This is a genomic window from Nocardia sp. PLKS1-43 (genome assembly GCF_059510335.1).
The window spans coordinates 45,775-66,000 of sequence record NZ_JCAJZQ010000004.1 but is presented as its reverse complement, the minus strand read 5'-3'; the positions used below and the strand labels follow the sequence as shown (position 1 = coordinate 66,000).

Genomic DNA, 20,226 nt, shown 5'->3' with positions numbered 1-20,226 from the left:
AACGCTCAGCCGCGCCGTTCGGCCAGCCGGGCCAGCAGTCGCTTGTGCACGCCGGGCGGGAGCATGTCGGTGACGTCGCCGCCGAAGGTGGCGACCTCCTTCACCAGCGAGCTGGACAGGTAGCTGTAGACCGGGTTGGTCGCGATGAAGAAAGTGTCGACGCCCGAGAGCTTCTTGTTCATCTGCGCCATCTGCAGCTCGTAGCCGAAGTCGGTGGCATCGCGCAGGCCCTTGACGATGGCGGTGATGCCTTGTTCGCGGGCGAAGTCGACCAGCAGGCCGTACCAGGATTCCACCCGGACGTTCGGCAGATCGGCGGTGACCTCGCGCAACATCTCGATGCGCTCGTCCACGTCGAACATGCCCTGCTTCTTCTTGTTGATCATCACCGTCACGACGACCTCGTCGAATTGCGCTGCCGCGCGGGCGAAGACGTCCAGGTGTCCATTCGTCACCGGATCGAACGATCCGGGGCACAGTGCTCCAGCCATGCGGTAATTCTGGACTCCGCCTCGCCGCGACCGGGCCGCGGCCCCCGTCAGAACACCCAGAGGCGCAGGCTCAGGAAACGCAGGGTCCCCACTGCCGCGGTGATCACGATGACGGCGATCGCCTCCGCGATATCGCCCATCCCGGGAGCCACCACGTCCAGCAGGGCCAGCGCCGCCGACGTGATCGCCAACCCGGCCAGGGCCAGACCGCCCCCCTCTATCTGGGCGGTCAGCCAGCCGACGCGAGCGGCGGCGTGGAAGGTCAGGCGACGATGCAGTTCGTTGGCGATCGCGGTACTCACGATCGACCCGATCAGATTGGCCACCTGCGGCCCCTCGCCGTAGCAGGCGGTGAACAGCAGGAAGTATCCGACGTTGCTCAGTCCGCCGACGACGGCGAAACGAATCAGCTGAGCCGGCCACCGGTCGCTACGCAGATACTCCCCGAGCCGGCCGGCCACACCGCGAAGAAGCCGGGTGGGCACGGTCTGCTCGAGTTCGGTGGATGCAGTGAATTCGGGCTCTGGGGTCACCCCCATGCCCGGATCTGCCGGATACAGCACAGCCATCGTGATTCCGATCAGGACATCGCCGGACCCGCGCCCGGCTCATCTACCGCTCGGTAAGAATCTAGCACTCAACCGGAGAGATTTCCTCCACTTGTTTGTGTGGGATAGGAAACACCAGCCGACACACCGCCGCCGAACCCCGGGGCCACCGCCGGTACGAGGCACACTGGGCTACGACGGCAGAGATGTTCGCCATCGCAAGTTCGGCAGGAGAGTGGGGTCAGCAGATGTACCGCGTTTTCGAGGCACTCGACGAACTCGTCGCGATCGTCGAAGAGGCACGCGGGATCCCTCCCACGCGCAACTGCATCATCCCCCGCGGTGACGTGCTCGAACTCCTGGACGACGTGCGCGAGGCGATCCCGGGCGAACTGGACGACGCCCAGGATGTGCTCGATCACCGGGACAAGATCGTCAACGACGCCACCGACTCCGCCGAGAACACCGTCACCAGCGCGAACGCCCAGGCCGACCAGACCGTATCGGCCGCGCGCGAGGAGGCGGACCGCATCCTCGCCGACGCCAAGGCGCACGCCGACCGGATGGTCGCGGAGGCCCGCGCGCACGCCGATCACATGGTCGCCACCGCCACCGCCGAGGCCGACCGGATCGTCACCGAGGGCAAGGCCGAATTCGACGCCCTCACCGGGCGCGCGCGTGCGGAGTCCGAGCGGATGATCGCCGCCGGGCAGTCCTCCTACGAGCGTTCGGTCGCCGAGGGCCAGGCCGAACAGGACCGCATGGTGCAGCAGACCGAGGTGGTCCGGGCCGCGCACGCCGAATCCGCGCGGCTGATCGATTCGGCCCAGGCCGAGGCGGACCGGTTGCGCGGGGAGTGCGACCAGTACGTCGACGGCAGGCTCGCCGATTTCGAGGAGATCCTGCACAGCACGATGCGCATCGTGGACCGCGGGCGGCATCAGCTGCGCACCGGTACCGGCATCCCGGACTATGCCGGGGACTTCCGCCGCTGATCCGGCAGATCACCGCGTCATCGGGTCGATTTCGGTTCGACCAGGCGTATTCGGTATCGTGGACTGGTTACCCATCCATGGCTACAGGTGAAGTGAGTTCGTGATGCCCGCCGACTCCGGTCCCGGTTCGCGTCGTCGTCCGAGCGACGCGGGTTTCGTGCTGGATACACGCAGTCTCGGACGCAAACCGGGCTCGATGAAGACACTGCGGCGTGCGGTGACCGTGCCGGACCGGATCGGGCTGGACCTGATCGCCATTCCGGCCGGGGGCGAGGTGGACCTGGACCTGACGCTGCAATCGGTATCGGAGGGTGTGCTGGTCACCGGTTCGGTGACCGCGCCGGTCGCCGGGGAGTGCTCACGCTGCCTGGAACCCTTCACCGACGAGATCGTCCTGCAGGTGACCGAGCTGTTCGCCTATCCGGACAGCGTCACCGAGCAGACCACCGAGGAAGACGAGATCTACCGTCTCGTGGACGACATGATCGATCTGGAACCGGTGGTCACCGATATGGTCGGCCTGGAACTTCCGCTGCAACCGCTGTGTGAACCGGACTGTCCCGGATTGTGCGCCGAATGCGGTGTGCGGATGGCGATTGCGGGTTCCGATCACCGGCATGAGATACTGGACCCTCGCTGGGCGGGGCTCGCCAAATTCACGGCCGAATCCCCCGGCACCGGCGGCACCGCCGCCGACCTCAATTAGACGTAGACGGATTTCCTGCGGGCCCGGACAGGTCCGGCAGGAGAGACTTTAAGGAGAAGCAGTCGTGGCCGTTCCGAAGCGCCGGATGTCCCGTTCCAACACCCGCTCCCGGCGCAGCCAGTGGAAGGCCACCGCGCCGACCCTGATCACCTGCCCGAACCGGGCCTGCGGCGAGAAGACCCTCCCGCACATCGCGTGCCCGAACTGCGGCACCTACAAGGGCCGCCAGGTCGCCTCGGCGGTTTGATCACACCGGCAGCGCAGAAGTGACCGCCAGTAAGGACCGCGCGGACGCACCCGCCGTGGGTGAGGCCGCCGATCACGCGAGCCTGCTCGAGGCGCTCGGCGTGGATCTGCGCGAGGATCTGCTGCGCCTGGCCCTCACCCACCGCTCCTACGCCTACGAGAACGGTGGTCTGCCCACCAACGAACGCCTGGAATTCCTGGGCGATTCGGTACTCGGCCTGAGCATCACCGAGCGGCTGTATCTCGAGCACCCGGACAAGTCCGAGGGTGAACTCGCGAAGCTGCGCGCCAGCGTGGTGAACATGCACGCGCTGGCCGAGGTGGCGCGCGGGCTGGGTGAGGGCGGCCTGGGCCGGCATCTGCTGCTGGGCAAGGGCGAGGAGATGACCGGCGGCCGCGACAAGCCGAGCATCCTCGCCGACGGGATGGAGTCGCTGCTCGGCGCGGTCCATCTCGATCACGGTATCCAGGTCGCGCGCGAGGTCGTGCTGCGGCTGTTCGCCGAACTGCTCGAGCGTGGTCCGCGCATGGGCGCTGGCCTGGACTGGAAGACCAGCCTGCAGGAGCTGACCGCCGAACGCGGCATCGGCGTGCCCGCATACGAGATCACTTCGACCGGCCCCGATCACGACAAGGAGTTCACCGCGACCGCGGTGATCGGTGGTCAGGCATACGGTTCGGGTGTGGGCCGGTCCAAGAAGGAAGCCGAACAGAAGGCCGCCGGGGCTGCCTGGCAGTCTCTGAATGAGGGGTAGATGCCCGAACTTCCCGAGGTCGAGGTTGTCCGACGCGGCCTCACCGATCATGTGGTCGGCCATATCGTCGAATCCGTCACGGTGAAACATCCCCGCTCGGTGCGCAGACATGTGCTCGGCGGGGATGATCTGTCCGCGCGGATGTCCGGGCTGCGGGTCGAATCCGCCCGGCGGCGCGGCAAATTCCTCTGGCTGACCTTCGACGATCCGGAGATCGCGCTGGTGGTGCATCTCGGGATGAGCGGGCAAATGCTGGTCCAGCCCGCGGACGCCCCGCTGGAGAAGCACGCGCACATCGTGGCCACCCTCGATTCGGGTGCGCAGCTGCGGTTCGTGGACCAGCGCACCTTCGGTGGCTGGGCGCTGCATCCGCTGGTCGAGGTCGACGGCACCGAGGTGCCCGAAGCGGTCGCGCATATCGCCCGCGATCCGCTGGATCCGCTGTTCGACGCCGATGCCGTGGTGCGCACGATGCGCACCAAATCCTCCGATGTGAAACGGGTGCTGCTGGATCAGACCGTGGTGTCCGGCATCGGCAACATCTATGCCGACGAGGCCCTGTGGCGGGCCGGTATCCACGGCGAGCGCATCGCGGGCAAACTCACTCGGCCCGCATTGCACGGGCTGCTCACCGATGTGCGGGCGGTGATGTCCGAGGCGCTGGGCGCCGGCGGCACCTCCTTCGACGCGCTGTACGTCAACGTGAACGGGCAGTCCGGCTATTTCGAACGCTCGCTGGCCGCCTACGGACGCGAGGACGAGCCGTGCCGCCGCTGCGGCGCACCGATCCGGCGCGAGAAATTCATGAACCGGTCCTCCTACTCCTGCCCGCGCTGTCAGCCCCGTCCACGGCGCTAGCCGCGCAGAAACCCGGCGACTGCCGTTTCGCTCGCGCTACGGTTTTCAGTACGGCCATGTCCCGGCTGTTGAGGAGGACAGATGCGCAAACTGACCTACTACGTCGCCTCGACGATCGACGGTTTCATCGCCACCGACGACGGTTCGGTGGATTTCTTCCCCGTCGGCGGTGATCACGTCCCGGTGGTCACCGCGCAGTTTCCGGAAACCCTGCCGACGAAGGTGCGGGAGGCCCAGGGCCTCGATCAGCCGCCGGCCACCTTCGATACGGTCCTGATGGGCCGCCGGACGCACGACTTCGGCGTGCGCACCGGAACCTCGAGTCCGTACGCGCACCTGCGCCAGTTCGTGGTCTCCAGCACCCTGCCCGAAAATCCCGCCCCGGACGTCGAACTCATCTCCGCCGATCCACTCGCACGAGTACGAGAGCTCAAACATGAACCGGGCCTTGGCATCTGGTTGTGCGGAGGCGGCCGGCTCGCCCAAGCGCTGGTGCCGGAGATCGACCAGATCTTCCTGAAGCTGCATCCGATCGTGCTGGGTAGCGGGCGACCGCTGTTCGGGGCGGGATCGCGTCTGCCGGAACCGAATCGGTTCCGCGTGCTCACCAGCCGCGTATTCGAGGACGGCGTGGCCTTCCTGAAGTACGTGAGGATCTCCCCCGGCGCCCCTGCCTCCCCGTGACTTCAGCGGGCTCCCCCGCCTCCCCGCGACTTCAGCGGGTCGTCGGGTGCCTCCGGACTTGGTTCTCGGGCCGGCGGTCTTGTGACAATGGGCTTTTGGGCGTACCCGGGGAGTTACCGGTGTGCTCGCGATATCAGTTGTTACGTTGGGCAGCGGGTTAGTCGGCGCGGCGAGAGTGTGATGCTGAGGGTAGTCGGCAGCGCGAGTGCGATGCTGGAGGTGGTCGGCGCAGCGAGAGTTGTGACCATCGAGTGCGAGTCCGAGTTCGGAGGTACCCCAGGAGTTGTTCATGTCTCGGTCGCCATTGCAAGACTGTCCGAGTCTCGGACGTAACCGCAGGAGGGTTCATGTCCGCAGCGGATGATGTTGGCCGGGCGTCGAAAGTGCAGGCGGCGCTTCGGGAGATCGCGTTCTGGATGGAGCGGGGGCGGGCGCAGACGCATCGGGTGAAGGCGTATCGGCGGGCGGCCGACGCGGTGGCGGCATTGTCGGACGACGAGTTCGAGCGGTTCCGGAAAAGTGGTGGCTGGCAGGAGCTTTCGGGCGTCGGGCCGAAGACCGGAGCCGTGATCGCGCAGGCGGCGGACGGGCAGGTTCCGGCGAAGTTGGTCGAATTGCGTTCGGAGGCGAAGCCGATCGCGCCGGAGGGAGCGCGGATCCGCAAGCTGTTGCGCGGGGATCTGCATACGCATTCGGACTGGTCCGACGGCGGCAGTCCGATCGAGGAGATGATGCGGACGGCGATCGCGCTGGGGCACGAATACTGTGCGCTGACCGATCATTCGCCGCGGCTGCGGGTCGCCAACGGGCTGTCCGCCGAGCGGTTGCGCCGTCAACTCGACGTGGTCGCCGAACTGAACGAACGGCTGGCGCCGTTCCGGATCCTGACCGCCATCGAGGTCGACATCCTCGACGACGGTTCGCTCGATCAACACCCGGATCTGCTCGCCGAACTCGATATCGTCGTGGCGAGCGTGCATTCCCACCTGCGCGCGGACAGCGCGACCATGACCAGGCGCATGGTCACCGCGGTCGCGAATCCGGATGTGGACGTCCTCGGACACTGCACCGGACGACTGGTCGAGGGGCAGCGCGGCATCCGGCCCGAATCGGAGTTCGACGCCGAACTCGTCTTCGAGGCGTGCCGTCGCTACGGGACCGCCGTGGAGATCAACAGCCGCCCCGAACGCCGTGACCCGCCCGGACGGCTGATCCGGTTGGCCGTCGAGCTGGGCTGCCATTTCGCCATCGACACCGACGCCCACGCGCCCGGCCAATTGGATTGGCAGAGTTACGGCTGCGCGCGGGCGCTGGCCAACGGCGTCGATCCGGCCCGGATCATCAATACCTGGCCGTTGGATCGGCTGACTACCTTCACCGGCGCGCGCTGACTCAACGCTGCAACACCAGCACGGTACCCAGCGTGAACATGATCAGTGCGATCACCGAATCCAGTGCGCGCCAGGCGGTTCGGCGAGCGAACAGCGGGCCCAGCAGGCGCGCGCCGAAGCCGAGGCCGGTGAACCACAGGATGCTGCCGAGCATCGCCCCGGCGGCCAGGAACCACCGGTACGCGCCCGCGTAGGTACTGGCGAACGAACCGAGCAGGACCACGGTGTCGAGGTAGACGTTCGGGTTGAGCCAGGTCATTCCGAGGCAGGTGAGCAGCGTCGCACCCAGCGCCACCGAGGCGCCGGACGATTCGCCGGTGAGCGCGCCCGGCGACATCGCCCGCCGCGCCGCCATGATTCCGTAGCCGATCAGGAACGCCGCACCGGCGTAGCGGGCCAAGACCAGCACCATGGGAGCCGACCGGATGATCGCGCCGAGCCCGGCCACGCCCGCGGCGATCAGCACCACGTCCGAGACCGCGCAGACCGCCACCACGGCGAGCACATGCTCGCGGCGGATGCCCTGACGCAGCACGAAGGTGTTCTGCGCGCCGATCACGACGATCAGTGAGAGTCCGAAACCCAGGCCCGACAGGGCAGCCTGCACGGCCGACGACGTATTCACCGGCCCCACGCTAAGTAACGATCATCGGCCAGGCCAGCTAATGTTTTTCAGCGATCATTACAATTTCTTGATATGGATCTGCAGCTGGACCAGCTCCGGGCCCTGGACGCGGCGGTCGCCGAGGGCACCTTCGAGGCGGCCGCGCGTCGGCTGCGGGTCACACCCTCGGCGATCAGCCAGCGCATCAAGACACTAGAGCGCGCGGTCGGTCGTATCCTGCTGCAACGCACGAAACCCGTGCGCCCCACCGAATCCGGGCTCGCGGTACTTCGCCTGGCCCGGCAGATCGAATTGCTGACCGGCGATACCGCACGCGAACTCGGCTCCGCCGCAAGCGGTTACGGCGAAGCGGGCACCGAGGCGGACCGCCGCGTCCGACTGCCGATCGCGGTCAACGCCGATTCGCTGGAGACCTGGGTGATGCCCGCCCTGTCCCGTGCGCCCGCCGGGGTTTGCTTCGAAATCCACCGCGAGGACGAGGAACACACCACCCGCCTGCTGCGCAACGGCACCGTCATGGCCGCGATCACCGCGACCGCCCAGCCGGTGCAGGGCTGCCGGGTGCGGCGGCTGGGTTCGATGCGCTATCGCCCCATGGCCACCCCGGAGTTCGCCCGCACCTGGTTCCCCGAGGGCGCGACCGCGCACGCCTTCGCGCAGGCACCGGTGATCATGTTCGACGACAACGACGACCTCCAGGACCGGCTCATGCGCCGCCGCACTCGGCGTCCGGTCGACCCGCCCCGGCACTACATCCCCGCCACCTCCGGCTACGCCGAGGCCGTCCGTCTCGGCCTGGGCTGGGGCTTGATCCCCGATCTGCAACTCGGCATGCACGACTACGCCGATTCGCTGGTCACCATCGACGAATCGATGCACGTCGACGTCGCCCTGTACTGGCAACAATGGCGTCTGGACTCCCCCGCCCTGACCTCCGTCGCCGCCGCAATAGCCGACGCCGCCGCACAAGCTCTGCGCTGAACCTGCGACTGGCGTCGGCATGTTCGTCACGCACCGGACGAACCGGTGTCCGGCCGGTGCGACGGAGCCGGACGTTCAGGGTTCGTAGTCGGCGGATTCGATGCGGGTTTCGCCGTAACGGCGTTCACGATGCGGGGAAAAGCCGGTGGGCCAGGAGGTTTCGGGGGAACGGGTGGCGCGTTCGACGACGACGAGGGCGTCGGGATACAGCCAGCCGTTTGCGGCCAGGGCGGTCAGGTCGGCGGTGACCCGGGTGCCGTCCAGGTCGTAGGGCGGGTCCGACAGGACCAGATCGTACGGTTCGGGTGGGGTGGTGGCCAGTACGGAAGATACTGTGCTGCTGCGTAATTCGCCGCCGGGTAAGCCGAGGTCCGCGATATTGCCCCGCACCACCGCCGCCGCCTTGCGATCGGATTCGACCAGCAGCGCGTGGGATGCGCCGCGGGACAACGCCTCCAGCCCGAGCGCGCCCGAACCCGCGTACAGGTCCAGCACCCGAATGCCGTCGAAATCCATTCGCGCGCAGAGCATGCTGAACAAGGCCTCGCGGACCCGGTCGGAGGTCGGGCGAGTCCCGGCGGGCGGCACCCGCAACCGCCGCCCGCCCGCGACACCGGCCACGATCCGCGTCAACGGAATACGCTCCCGCCGAGGACAGCTCGCGAACCACCGCCGGCGATTCGCACCGTTCCCCCGGATGTCCGCCGCCGGTTCACTCGGCGGCGGTCTCGTTCGGGCGGACGTCCACCAGCAGATCGCCGCCCTCCACCTGCTGCACCCGGCCGATGGCAATCCGGACAACGGTGCCCGCGCGGGGCGCGGTGATGGCGGCTTCCATCTTCATCGCCTCGATGGTGCCGATGGTGTCACCGGCGGCGATGCGGTCGCCCTCGGCCACGACCAGGGTGACCACACCGGCGAAGGGTGCGGCGATATGGCCGGGATCGGATTTATCGGCCTTCTCCGCGGCCGGAATCTCGCTGGCGATCGAACGGTCGCGCACCGTGACCGGCCGCAACTGGCCGTTGAGAATGCACATCACCGTGCGCATGCCGCGCTCGTCGGGCTCGGAGATCGCCTCGAGGCCGATGAGCAGCGTGACGCCCTTCTCCAGCTGAACCCGATGCTCCTCGCCGTGCCGCAGGCCGTAGAAGTACTGGTTCGTGGACAGGCCGGAGGTGTCGCCGAATTTCTCCCGGTGCGCCAGGAATTCGGTGGTGGGGCCGGGGAACAGCAAACGGTTCAACGTCTCTCGGCGCTGCGCCGAGTTCCCGTTCAGCCCGGCCTCGTCCTGCGCGGTGAGTTCGGTCTCGGGTTTGGCCGCACCGCGCCCAGCCAGCGCGCGGCTGCGGAACGGCTCGGGCCACCCGCCCGCGGGCGTGCCGAGTTCCCCCCGCAGGAAACCGATCACCGAATCGGGAATGTCGTAGCGGCCGGGATCGGCGGCGAAATCGTCCACCGACACCCCGGAACCGACCAGCGACAGCGCCAGATCGCCGACCACCTTCGAGGACGGGGTCACCTTCACCAGACGACCCAGGAGCCGGTCCGCCGCAGCGTATTTCGCCTCCACCTCCTCGAACCGATCGCCCAGGCCCAGCGCGATGGCCTGCTGCCGCAGATTCGACAGCTGACCGCCCGGGATCTCGTGCTCGTAAACGCGCCCGGTGGGACTCGGCAATCCGGATTCGAAGGGCGCGTAGCCCTTGCGCAACGCCTCCCAGTACGGCTCCAGATCACAGACGTTCTGCAGGTTGATTCCGCTGTCGTACGGTGAATTGGCCGCCGCGGCGACGATCGCCGACAATGCGGGCTGCGAGGTGGTCCCGGCCAGGGGCGCGCTGGCGCCGTCCACCGCGTCGGCCCCGGCCTGCCATGCGGCCAGATACGTCGCCAGCTGACCGCCCGGGGTGTCGTGCGTGTGCACGTGCACCGGCAGATCGAAATTACTGCGCAGCGCGGTGACCAGGGTGTGCGCGGCGGGCGCGCGCAGCAGCCCGGCCATATCCTTGATCGCGATGATGTGCGCGCCCGCCTCGACGATCTGCTCGGCCAGCTTCAGGTAATAGTCCAGCGTGTACAGATCCTCGCCCGGATTCGACAGGTCACCGGTGTAGGACAGCGCGACTTCCGCGATGGTGGTCCCGGTCTCGCGCACCGCATCGATCGCCGGGCGCATCTGGTCGACGTTGTTGAGCGCGTCGAAGATCCGGAAGATATCGATACCGGTCGCCGCGGCCTCGGAAACGAATGCGCGCGTGACCTTTTCCGGATACGGCGTGTAACCCACCGTATTGCGTCCGCGCAGCAGCATCTGCAGGTTGATGTTCGGGATCGCATCCCGCAACGCCGCCAGGCGCTCCCACGGATCCTCGTGCAGGAATCGCAGCGCCACGTCGTAGGTCGCCCCGCCCCAGCATTCGATCGACAGCAACTCCGGGGTCATCCGCGCCACATGCCCCGCGACCTGCAACAGGCTGTTGGTGCGTACCCGCGTGGCCAGCAGCGACTGATGCGCGTCGCGGAAGGTGGTGTCGGTCACCGCGATCGCGCTCTGCTGCCGCAGCGCCTGCGCGAAACCCTCCGGGCCCAACCGCAGCAGCCGCTGGCGCGAGCCGTCCGGCGGCGGCACGGTCAGATCCAGCGCGGGCAATTTGTCCTGCGGGTAGACCGCGGTCGGCCGCTCACCGTGCGGCTTGTTGACGGTGATATCGGCCAGATAGTTCAGGATCTTGGTGCCGCGGTCCGCGGAACCGCGCTGGGTCAGCAGATGCGGCCGCTCGTCGATGAACGAGGTGGTGATCCGTCCGGCCCGGAAATCCGGATCGTCCAGAACCGCTTGCAGGAACGGGATGTTCGTGGACACGCCGCGAATCCGGAATTCGGCGACCGCCCGCCGCGCCCGCGCCACGGCCGTGGCGAAATCCCTTCCGCGACAGGTGAGTTTGACCAGCATCGAGTCGAAATGCGCGGCGACCTCGGCGCCCAGATTGGCACCGCCGTCCAGCCGGATACCGCTGCCGCCGGGACTGCGGTACGCGGTGATCCGCCCGGTATCGGGCCGGAATCCGTTGGCCGGATCCTCGGTCGTGATCCGGCATTGCAACGCCGCGCCGTGAATGCTGATCGAATCCTGGCTCAGTCCCAGCGATTCCAGCGTCTCGCCCGCCGCGATGCGCAGCTGCGACTGAACCAGATCGACGTCGGTGATCTCCTCGGTCACCGTATGCTCCACCTGGATACGCGGATTCATCTCGATGAACACGTGATTGCCGCGCTCGTCGAGCAGGAACTCCACGGTGCCCGCGCAGCTGTATCCGATCTCCCGGGCGAAGGCCACCGCGTCGGCGCAAATACGCTCGCGCAGTTCGGGATCCAAATTGGGCGCGGGCGCGAGTTCGATCACCTTCTGGTGCCGCCGCTGCAGCGAACAGTCGCGCTCGAAAAGGTGGATCACATTGCCGCGGCCGTCGGCCAGGATCTGCACCTCGATATGGCGCGGGTTGATCACCGCCTGCTCCAGGAAGACCGTTGCATCGCCGAATGCCGATTCGGCCTCGCGCATCGCGGCCTCGATGGATTCGCGCAACTGGGCCCGCTCCGCCACACGCCGCATGCCGCGGCCGCCACCACCCGCGACCGCCTTGACGAATACCGGGAATTCCATCGATTCCGCGGCGGCCAGTAGTTCGGACACATCGGCCGACGGCTCGCTCGAGGCCAGCACCGGCAGACCCGCCGCCCGCGCCGCCGCGATCGCGCGAGCCTTGTTACCGGTCAGTTCGAGCACATCGGACGAGGGACCGATGAAGGTGATGCCCTCATCGGCGCAGGCCGCCGCGAGATCGGGATTTTCCGAGAGGAATCCGTAACCGGGGTAGATCGCATCGGCCCCGGCCGTCTTGGCCGCGGAGATGATCTCCGGGATCGACAGATAGGCCCGGACCGGATGGCCGGGCACGCCGATCTGATAAGCCTCGTCGGCCTTGAGCCGGTGCACCGAGTTGCGGTCCTCGTAGGGGAATACCGCGACGGTCCCGACACCGAGTTCGTAGGCGGCGCGGAACGCCCGAATGGCGATTTCCCCGCGGTTGGCGACGAGCACTTTGGAGAACATCCGATAAAGGTACCTGCCCGGATACAGCCCCGCACAAACTGTAACGGGTTCGACCGAACGCTCACCACCAGCCGGTCGAGGCGGTGCGCGGCCCGACATCACCGCGACATCTCCCTGTGCATCGACCGAGTGCGGACACCGGCGTCAAGGGGGCGGACACATTCGAACGACCCGATCGGATCCCCGCGCGACCGAATGCAAGATGCCGCCGCACGGCTCACCATCGGTTACCTTCGGAAACAGTTCGGTCGCCGCGGACCGCGCGCCGATCGGCGATCATCTGCGCGGCCGGCTCGACCGCGCCGGATTCGCACACTACGCATCGGTAATATCGACCGAACTGGCGGGCCCGGTAGATCGCCGGCAGACATGGCCGAAGATATTGCAATGATTGCGAATATCCGTGGGTAGCATCTTGCACGTGCGCAAGATGTATGCGGGTGCCCGACTACGGCGATTGCGCGAGGAACGGCGGATGACGCAGGCCGCACTGGCAAAGTCCCTCGAGCTCTCGCCCAGCTATCTCAATCAGCTCGAGCGCGATCAACGGCCACTCACCATTCCCGTTCTGCTGAAACTGAATTCGACATTCGACCTGGATGTGCAGTTCTTCGCCGCGGACTCCGACGCCCGGCTGGTGTCGGATCTGCACGAGGTCCTGGTCGAGGCCGCGGGCGGCACCGCACCGCCCGCCGCCGAGGTCGAGGACCTCGCCACCCGGCTGCCCGAGGTCGCCAAAACCATCGTCGCCATGCATCGCCGCCTGCGCGCGGCCACCGATCAGCTGGATCTGCTTTCCTCCAAGGTCGCCACGCCGACCGGTGCGCCCGGCGTCCCGATGCCGTACGAAGACGTGCGCGATTTCTTCTACGACCACCACAATCACATCGCCCAGCTCGATCTGGCCGCCGAGCAGCTGTTCGAGGAATCCGGCCTGACGATCGGGTCGCTGGACCGCCAGCTGGCCCGTGTCGCGGAGGAGCGAGCCCGGGTGACCGTTCTGGTGCGCGGCGACGGAGCCGATCCGGCCATCCCCAAACGGCACTACGATCCGGAAACCCGCACCCTCACCCTGGCGCGACGGCTGCGCCCGGGGCAGCGCGCCTTCCAGATCGCCACCACCCTGGCCTTCCTGCTGCACGGGCCGCTGCTGGACGAGGTCATCGCCGGAACGCCGTCGCTGACCGGTGAGTCGCGCGCGCTGGCCCGGGTCGGGCTGGCCAACTACTTCGCCGGCGCGGTGGTGCTGCCGTACGGACGCTTCCTGCGCTCGGCCGAGGAATTGCGCTATGACATAGATCTCCTCGGACTGCGCTTCGAGGTGGGCTTCGAAACCGTCTGTCATCGGCTCAGCACGCTGCAGCGGCAAGGACAACGCGGGGTGCCGTTCTTCTTCGTGCGCACCGATCGGGCCGGGAACATCTCCAAACGCCAGTCCGCCACCGCGTTCCACTTCTCCCGGGTCGGCGGCAGCTGCCCGCTGTGGGTGGTGCACGAGGCGTTCGCGAATCCCGGCCGGGTGCTCACGCAGGTCGCCGCCATGCCGGACGGACGCCGATACCTGTGGGTGGCACGCACCACCCAGCCCGCGACGCGCGGATTCAGCTCGGCCACCAAGGAATTCGCCATCGGCCTGGGTTGCGACATCGAATACGCCGACCGGCTGGTCTACTCGCACGGACTGCAACTGGACGATCCGTCGGCCGCGGTGCCGATCGGGGCGGGCTGCAAGGTGTGCGAGCGTTCGTCCTGTCCGCAACGGGCATTTCCCCAGATCGGACGGCCGCTGGCCGTCACCGAAACGACGTCGGTCGACCTGCCCTATCCCCGCGCGATCCGCTGATTCACGAATGCCGCAACGATCAGGCCGTCAGCGCGGCCGGCGGGCGCTGTTCCGGCAGTCGGCCGGCGGCCGCGATCAGACGTGATCGCCCCGCCCGGTTCTGGTCGCCCCGGCCGAGGCCGCCACGACGCAGGCGATCCCGGCCCACTGCGCCAGGTTCATGCGCTGCCCCAGCACGAGCAGACCGGCCACGGCGGCCACGGCGGGCTCGAGGCTCATCAGCACGCCGAACACTCGCGGCGGAATCCGGCGCAGCGCCTCGAGTTCCACCGAATAGGGCAGCACCGAGGACAGCATCGCGACCCCGAAACCGGCGGCCAGTACCGACGGATGCAACAGTGCCGAGCCCGCGCCCGCGATGCCGACCGGCGCCATGAGCACCCCGCCGAAGGCCATCGCCAACGCCAATCCGCCACCGCCACTGGTCTTCTCACCGAGTTTCGCACCGAGCAGGATGTAACCGGCCCAGCAGGTCGCCGCGCCCAACGCCAGCAGCACACCCGTCCAGGGCACATGCCCCGCCGTGCGCGTCAGCAGCAGCACCCCGGCGCCGGCCAGCACCGCCCACACCGGGTCGACCCAGCGTCGCGATCCGGCCAGGGCCACCGCGAGGGGTCCGAGGAATTCGAGGGTGACGGCCATACCGAGCGGGATGCGGTCGATCGCCTCGTAGAAGGACAGGTTCATCAGCGCCAGCACCGCGCCGTAACCGAGCACGACCGGCACCGCCCGGCGTTCGATCCGCAGCGAGGAGCGCCAGAACACCAACAGGACCGCACCGGCGAAGAACAGTCGCAGGCTCACCGCACCGGCGGGACCCGTCGCGGCGAACAACTCGGTCGCCAGCGCCGCGCCCACCTGCACGCTGACGATGCCCGCCAGCACGAGCAAGGTCGGCGGCACCCCGCCGATCCCCTGCCATACCGGCATCCGGGAGAACAGCCGCGGTACGGCCTCTCTGCGCACTCGCTCGAAATCGATCGCGACCACCGTATCCGCCGTCCTTCCTGTCCAGCGCCCGTGCTCACCGACGCTCTATCCCATGCCCACACTCACGGACATCCGCCCCGACCCCCACACCCACTCCCGCCGACTCCCGCACGCTGAACCCGCGCCGCTATCACCACGTCCGCTATCGCAGACGCCCTCACCCACCTGTGTCACCGGGCGACCCTGCCAGCGCAATGTCGCCCCCGCTGTCACTGCCCGGCGGACGCCACCGTGGAGCTGCACACGGTGCTCGGCGGCGGGCCACCCTGGCCGCCCCGGCACACCCGCCGAGTCCCCTTTCCCGCACCCCGACCGCTGCCCAACACACCACCCGGTGTAGGTCGCTGCGGCAGCCCGAGGCCTCGCCGGTATCGCGGTCGGGGCGGTCGCCCAGCGCCGGGCGGTCCGCGGGCGAGGCCGGTCCGCGCCGACTACGACTTGGCCAGGTACTCCAGGCGTTCACCGTCGACCGCCGCGCGCATCATCGTCGCGAGACCGGGATGACGGTTCAGCCCCGGATCCGCTTCGACGATCTCACGGGCGAGCTGCTGCGCTGCGGTGATCACCTCGAGGTCGTCGAGCAGCGACAGCAGGCGCAGCGACCGCGCCGTGCCGGACTGGGCCGAGCCGAGCACATCGCCCTCCCGGCGCTGCCGCAGATCCAGCACCGACAGTTCGAATCCGTCCAGAGTGCCCGCGACCGCCTCGAGCCGCGCCATGGCAGTGCCCATCGGCGAGGTTTCGGTGATCAGCAGGCACAGTCCGGGATGTTCACCGCGCCCGACGCGACCGCGCAGCTGATGCAGCTGGCTCACGCCGAAACGGTCGGCGTCCACGATCACCATGACCGTCGCATTCGGCACGTCCACGCCGACCTCGACGACGGTGGTGCAGACCAGCACATCGATCTCAGCATCGTTGAACGCGCGCATCACCGCGTCCTTCTCATCGCTCGGCAGCCGCCCGTGCAACAGCCCGACCCGCAGACCGGCCAGGTCACCGGCCGAGAGCGTCTCGTAGAGGTCCCGGGCCGCGTGGGTGGTCGGCGCCTCCTTCTCCTCCTCCGCTTTTGCCTTGCGCCCCTTGGCTTTCGGCTTGTCCTCCTCCTCACCGATGCGCGAGCACACGACATACGCCTGACGCCCCTGGCCGACCTCCTCGCGAATGCGCTCCCAGGCCCGGTCCACCCAGGTCGGGTGCGTTCGCGCGGGCACCACCCGGGTGGTGATCGGCGAGCGGCCGCGCGGCAGCTCGGTCAGCGTCGAGGTCTCCAGATCGCCCAGGGTGGTCATGGCGATGGTGCGCGGGATCGGGGTCGCGGTCATCACCAGCAGATGCGGGCTGATGCCGTCTTTGGCCTTGGCGCGCAAGGCATCCCGCTGCTCCACGCCGAACCGGTGCTGTTCGTCGACGATCACCATGCCCAGGTCGAGGAATTCCACGTTGTCCTGGATCAGCGCGTGCGTGCCGATGACGATCCCGGCCTCGCCGGTCACCGCGTCCAGCAGCGCGGCCTTCTTCGCGCTCGTGGACATCGAGCCGGTCATCAGCACGACCTTGGTGGCGTTGTCGGCCGCGCCCAGCTCACCCGCCGTGCCGAGTTCGCCGAGCATGCCGCGCAACGATCGATAGTGCTGGGCGGCAAGCACTTCGGTGGGAGCGAGCAGGGCGCACTGCTGACCGGCGTCGACCACCTGCAACATGGCGTGCAGGGCCACGATGGTCTTGCCGGAACCGACCTCACCCTGCAGCAGCCGGTGCATCGGATGCGGACTGGACAGATCCTGCGAGATCTCCGCGATCACCTGTTTCTGGCCCGCGGTGAGTTCGAACGGCAGACGCTTGTCGAATTCGGTTGCGATACCGCCGGTCCGGGGCGGGCAGGGTTTGGCGGTGCGCCCCGCGGCGTCGTGCCTGCGTTCGGCCAGCACCAGTTGCAGGGCCAGCGCCTCGTCGAAACGCAAACGCTCCCTGGCCTGTTCGATATCGGACTTGCGCTCGGGCAGGTGTACCAGGCGCAGCGCGTCCGAGACCGGGAGCAGTTCACGTTCGGCCCGAAGATCCTGCGGCAGTGGGTCATCGATCGGATCCAGCTGATCGAGCACCTGCCGCACGCAGGCGAGCACATCCCAGCTCTGCACCTTGGCCGTCGCCGGATACACCGGGATGTATTCGCGCTCGAAGAACGACACGTCCACGCCCTCGGCGCCTTTGGCGCTCTGCGCCAGACCGCGCAGATCGCCGCTGCCTCGCACCGCGGTGAGATTTTCCACCGACTCCCCGGCCTCCGGCAGGATCAGATACGAGGGATGGGACAGGTTCCAGCGGTCCGGCCGCCACCAGTGCACGGTGCCCGACATCATCGCCCGCACACCCTGTTTCACCAGATAGCTCACCTTGTCGCCGTTGAAGAAGGTGATCTCGACCGGTTTCGCGGAACCAGCGTCGAGTTCGACCTTCAACAACCGGCCGCGGCGGTTCTTCATCGGCCGCAGTTCGGTTTTCGTGACCACGCCGACGAGAGTCAGGTGCGTGCCCTCCTCGGGCGCCTCCTCGCTCAGCGGCTGCCCCTGGGTGGCGTACCGCAGCGGGTAGTGCCGCAACAGATCCTCGACCGTCTGCATATCGAAGGCGTCGGCCAGGGAGTCGGCCGCCTTCACCCCGAGCACGTGATCGAGCCGGTCGCGCAGTGTCGCCATTGGTTATTCAACCCCGATCTGCACCAGATCCAAGGGCTGACCGCCGATGTAGGCGACCACCTCGACCCCGGGAAATGTCGCTGTGATGTGTTCGGCCAGATCCCGGCCCAGTTCGTCCGGCGCGTCCGCGCCCAGCAACAGCGTGACCAGTTCGCCGCCGAGGCCGAGCATCCGGTCCAGCAGGGTGCGGGCCGCGGCGCGCGGGTCGGGATCGATCACGACGACATCGTTGCCGACCAGGCCCAGCCCGTCGCCCCGGGCGCACGTGCCGACGATGGTCAGCGCCCGCTCGCGGGCCACCCGCAGCGCACCCCAGCGGGTGCCGGCGGCCGCCTCGGACATGGCGAACGCGTCGTCCACGGCGATCCGGCCACCGTCGTGCACGGCCAGCGCCGCCATGCCCTGCACCATCGATCCGCTCGGCAACATCAGCACCTCCCGCGGAACCGCCTCGTTGCGGGCGGCCATACCGACCGCGACCAGTTCGTGTGCGGCCAGCGCGCCGTTGGGCAGCACCAGCACTTCGCGCTGCGGCATCCGCCTGATCGCGGCGAGCAGTACGTCGGCGGTCACCTCACCGTCCAGCACCGTCGCACCGGAATCCTCGAACAGCCGCGCCGCGCCCGCGCCCGTCACGACCGCGAGGATACCGCGATCGGAAGGACCCTGTGCCGCAAGCGGATTCATCGTCAGTCCCTCGATGCGAATCCGGCTCAGCGTGCCCGCGGCCAGCCCCGCCTCGACGGCCGCGCCGGCATCCGCGCAATGCACGTGCGCCGACCACCCGTTCGCGCCGTCGCCCACCACGGCCACCGAATCGCCCAGGCGCGCAAGCTGTTCGCGCAGCTCGTCGATGCGGGATTCGGTCGCGCCGGACAGGACGTACATCACCTCGTACTGCGGATCGCTCGTCGTCGAATGTTCTTGCGGCAACGATAATCCAGTCACTCCGGCCTTTGTACCCGGCCGACTCTCCTGCCGCACTGTGGATTCCGGGACACCCTTCGAAGGTATCGACCGTTTGTCCTGCCGCACTGCGGCTTCGGAGACGCGTGCCGCAGCGTTCGACCGGTACTCCTGACGGGCCGGAGCCTGTCCGGTGGTCACCGCGACGAACGCGTCCAGCACCACCAGCAGCCCGCGCGCCCCGGCATCGACCACTCCCGCCGCGCGCAGCACGCCCAACTGGGAGGGCGTATCGCCCAATGCCTTACACGCGCCGTCGGCAGCCGCCCGGGCCACCTCGGCCAACTCCGCGTCCGGGCTGTCGGCCGAGCGGGCCGCGGCGTCGAGCACACTGAGCATGGTCCCCTCGACCGGCTCACTCAGCGCCGCCCGCACCAGAACCGCCGCGCGCCGCAGCGCCGCGCGCAGACTCTCCGCCGTCACCGGCCCGCTGCGCACCACATCCGCGAGTCCACGCAATACTTGCGACAGGATGATCCCGGAATTCCCCCGTGCCCCTGCCGTCCCCGCGCGCGCCATCGCCGCCAGAACCGCCCCCGCGTCGGCCGGGTCGTCGCGATCGGCACTGTTGCCGGCATCACGGCGGCTGACTTCGCTACGACCGTGATCCGCACAGAGCCCCTCGACACCGATCCCGGCGAGGTCGCCCCCGCCCAACCCATCACCGCCGGCATGATCGCGTCCCTCATCGGCGCTGGCCAGGTCAAAAGGCCTCACATCGCCACGCCCGGTGCTGCTACGCATGGAGCCGGCGTCCGCGCCGTCGCGATCGGCACCGGAATTGTGATGGGGTACAGCATCACTGATCACCGCGGCGGCGGCGGAACTGCCGGAATCCTTGTGCGGCAGTGCGGCGGCCAGCGCGTCCTCGGCGGCGGCGACGGCCGCGCGCATGGTGGCGAGCAGATTGGTTCCGGTGTCGGCGTCGGCGACCGGGAAGACGTTCAGCGCGTTGATCTCCTCGCGGTGAAGCTCCAGACCCACCAGGCAGAGCTGTCCCCACTGGACCATCGCGGCCCCATCGAGCACCTCCCGGACCCCGGGCACCGTCACCATCCTTCCGCTCCCAGCTGCGACCACGACCTGGCCACCACAACCCAGATCCCCTCGCAAGGGTAATCACCCGCACCGACAGGGCGTCGCCGGAACCGCCCGCCACCCGGAGTTCCGTGCCACCGACCGACCGCCCGGCTGACCTGGCGGCGGTCCCGCTGCCCGGCTACCGGGGGCGATTGGACATCGCTCGGCGTCGGCGGCTACGCTTGCACGGTTGCCTCACGCGGCCGTCGGTCGCGTCGCCGACGCTCTCGTCGGCAGGCATTGGACGATAC

17 protein-coding genes are annotated in these 20,226 nt (G+C 68.3%); 9 read left to right on the top strand and 8 right to left on the bottom strand.

Annotation, left to right across the window (positions count from 1 at the left end):
• Positions 1-5: 5 nt before the first annotated feature.
• Positions 6-491 (bottom strand): pantetheine-phosphate adenylyltransferase, encoded by a 486-nt coding sequence (gene coaD, locus AC5WS7_RS15805; protein ID WP_495955258.1) that lies wholly within the window; start codon positions 489-491, stop codon positions 6-8.
• Positions 492-538: 47 nt separating this feature from the next.
• Positions 539-1,060, bottom strand: a complete 522-nt coding sequence (locus tag AC5WS7_RS15800; RefSeq protein WP_495955257.1) for a GtrA family protein — start codon at positions 1,058-1,060, stop codon at positions 539-541.
• Positions 1,061-1,287: 227 nt separating this feature from the next.
• Here AC5WS7_RS15800 and AC5WS7_RS15795 point away from each other — a divergent pair, with 227 nt between their 5' ends.
• From AC5WS7_RS15795 to AC5WS7_RS15765, 7 genes are all read left to right on the top strand, one after another.
• The gene (locus AC5WS7_RS15795) at positions 1,288-2,034 is read left to right on the top strand and encodes a DivIVA domain-containing protein (protein WP_495955907.1); all 747 of its coding nucleotides are present in this window, start codon (positions 1,288-1,290) and stop codon (positions 2,032-2,034) included.
• Positions 2,035-2,137: 103 nt separating this feature from the next.
• Entirely contained in the window at positions 2,138-2,740 is a 603-nt protein-coding gene (locus AC5WS7_RS15790; RefSeq protein ID WP_495955256.1) for a YceD family protein, read from the top strand.
• Positions 2,741-2,804: 64 nt separating this feature from the next.
• Positions 2,805-2,987 carry a 50S ribosomal protein L32 gene (gene rpmF, locus AC5WS7_RS15785; RefSeq protein WP_040826295.1) on the top strand — a complete coding sequence of 61 codons (183 nt, stop codon included), beginning with the start codon at positions 2,805-2,807 and terminating at the stop codon, positions 2,985-2,987.
• Positions 2,988-3,006: 19 nt separating this feature from the next.
• Positions 3,007-3,741, top strand: a complete 735-nt coding sequence (rnc, locus tag AC5WS7_RS15780; RefSeq protein WP_495955255.1) for a ribonuclease III — start codon at positions 3,007-3,009, stop codon at positions 3,739-3,741.
• Positions 3,742-4,599, top strand: coding sequence for a bifunctional DNA-formamidopyrimidine glycosylase/DNA-(apurinic or apyrimidinic site) lyase (gene mutM / locus AC5WS7_RS15775; RefSeq protein ID WP_495955254.1), 858 nt, complete (start codon positions 3,742-3,744; stop codon positions 4,597-4,599).
• 81 nt (positions 4,600-4,680) lie between these two features.
• Positions 4,681-5,283, top strand: coding sequence for a dihydrofolate reductase family protein (locus tag AC5WS7_RS15770; RefSeq protein WP_495955253.1), 603 nt, complete (start codon positions 4,681-4,683; stop codon positions 5,281-5,283).
• A 347-nt stretch (positions 5,284-5,630) separates the two neighbouring features.
• Positions 5,631-6,674: a PHP domain-containing protein gene (locus AC5WS7_RS15765; RefSeq protein ID WP_495955252.1), complete on the top strand. Its 1,044-nt coding sequence runs from the start codon at positions 5,631-5,633 to the stop codon at positions 6,672-6,674.
• 1 nt (position 6,675) lies between these two features.
• On the opposite strand, the gene AC5WS7_RS15760 is transcribed toward AC5WS7_RS15765, so the two are convergent.
• Positions 6,676-7,299 (bottom strand): LysE/ArgO family amino acid transporter, encoded by a 624-nt coding sequence (locus AC5WS7_RS15760; protein ID WP_495955251.1) that lies wholly within the window; start codon positions 7,297-7,299, stop codon positions 6,676-6,678.
• Between the two features lie 72 nt (positions 7,300-7,371).
• Between AC5WS7_RS15760 and AC5WS7_RS15755 the strand changes: the two genes are divergently transcribed.
• Entirely contained in the window at positions 7,372-8,280 is a 909-nt protein-coding gene (locus tag AC5WS7_RS15755) for a LysR family transcriptional regulator ArgP (protein WP_495955250.1), read from the top strand.
• Positions 8,281-8,355: 75 nt separating this feature from the next.
• On the opposite strand, the gene rsmD is transcribed toward AC5WS7_RS15755, so the two are convergent.
• Positions 8,356-8,913, bottom strand: coding sequence for a 16S rRNA (guanine(966)-N(2))-methyltransferase RsmD (gene rsmD, locus AC5WS7_RS15750; protein WP_495955249.1), 558 nt, complete (start codon positions 8,911-8,913; stop codon positions 8,356-8,358).
• 79 nt (positions 8,914-8,992) lie between these two features.
• Positions 8,993-12,397 (bottom strand): pyruvate carboxylase, encoded by a 3,405-nt coding sequence (locus AC5WS7_RS15745; RefSeq protein WP_495955248.1) that lies wholly within the window; start codon positions 12,395-12,397, stop codon positions 8,993-8,995.
• Positions 12,398-12,818: 421 nt separating this feature from the next.
• Between AC5WS7_RS15745 and AC5WS7_RS15740 the strand changes: the two genes are divergently transcribed.
• The gene (locus tag AC5WS7_RS15740; RefSeq protein ID WP_495955247.1) at positions 12,819-14,240 is read left to right on the top strand and encodes a short-chain fatty acyl-CoA regulator family protein; all 1,422 of its coding nucleotides are present in this window, start codon (positions 12,819-12,821) and stop codon (positions 14,238-14,240) included.
• A gap of 75 nt (positions 14,241-14,315) precedes the next feature.
• Here the strand turns inward: AC5WS7_RS15740 and AC5WS7_RS15735 are convergent, their stop codons facing one another.
• The 3 genes from AC5WS7_RS15735 to AC5WS7_RS15725 form a co-directional block, all read right to left on the bottom strand.
• Positions 14,316-15,230, bottom strand: a complete 915-nt coding sequence (locus tag AC5WS7_RS15735) for an EamA family transporter (RefSeq protein WP_495955246.1) — start codon at positions 15,228-15,230, stop codon at positions 14,316-14,318.
• A gap of 431 nt (positions 15,231-15,661) precedes the next feature.
• Positions 15,662-17,929 (bottom strand): ATP-dependent DNA helicase RecG, encoded by a 2,268-nt coding sequence (gene recG / locus AC5WS7_RS15730; protein WP_495955245.1) that lies wholly within the window; start codon positions 17,927-17,929, stop codon positions 15,662-15,664.
• Positions 17,930-17,932: 3 nt separating this feature from the next.
• The gene (locus AC5WS7_RS15725; protein WP_495955244.1) at positions 17,933-19,951 is read right to left on the bottom strand and encodes a DAK2 domain-containing protein; all 2,019 of its coding nucleotides are present in this window, start codon (positions 19,949-19,951) and stop codon (positions 17,933-17,935) included.
• Positions 19,952-20,226: the final 275 nt, after the last annotated feature.